The organism is Bartonella sp. AD328YNZD, from assembly GCF_042196425.1.
The window spans coordinates 1-545 of sequence record NZ_JBHIQG010000861.1 but is presented as its reverse complement, the minus strand read 5'-3'; the positions used below and the strand labels follow the sequence as shown (position 1 = coordinate 545).

The following is a 545-nucleotide window of genomic DNA, read 5'->3' as shown; positions in this document are numbered from 1 at the left end:
CTTACAGCAGTTCAAGGCGCTTATTATCAGAGGGAAATGTTGGCAGCCGAGCAAGAGGGGCGGATAGGGCGTGTTGCTCGTGACCCTTTAATGCAGATACGCGCTTTTTGGGACATTGGGGGCACGGGTGCTAAGGCAGATGCCACGGCGATATGGATAGCGCAATTTGTTGGTAGAGAGATCAGAGTGCTTGATTATTACGAAGCACAGGGACAGCCGTTATCGGAGCATATCGGTTGGTTGCGTCAGAATGGCTATGAGAAGGCATTGATGGTGTTACCCCATGATGGTGCAACAAGAGACCGTGTGCACAATGTGAGTTTTGAGAGTGCTTTAAATGATGCGGGTTTTGAAACGCAAGTCATTCCTAATCAAGGGGCAGGTGCTGTCAAAATGCGTATCGAGGCAGTGCGACGGATTTTGCCTTCAGTTTGGTTTAATGAAGAGACAACCGTAGCGGGGCGTAAGGCACTGAATTGGTATCATGAGAAATGGGATGAGAAGCGTAATATTGGTTTAGGCGCCGAGCATGATTGGTCCAGTCA

Annotated in this window: 1 pseudogene; it reads left to right on the top strand. The window is 49.2% G+C overall.

Annotated elements, in window-relative coordinates:
- A pseudogene (locus tag ACFIO3_RS15460) lies at positions 1-545 on the top strand (PBSX family phage terminase large subunit); the annotation flags it as partial.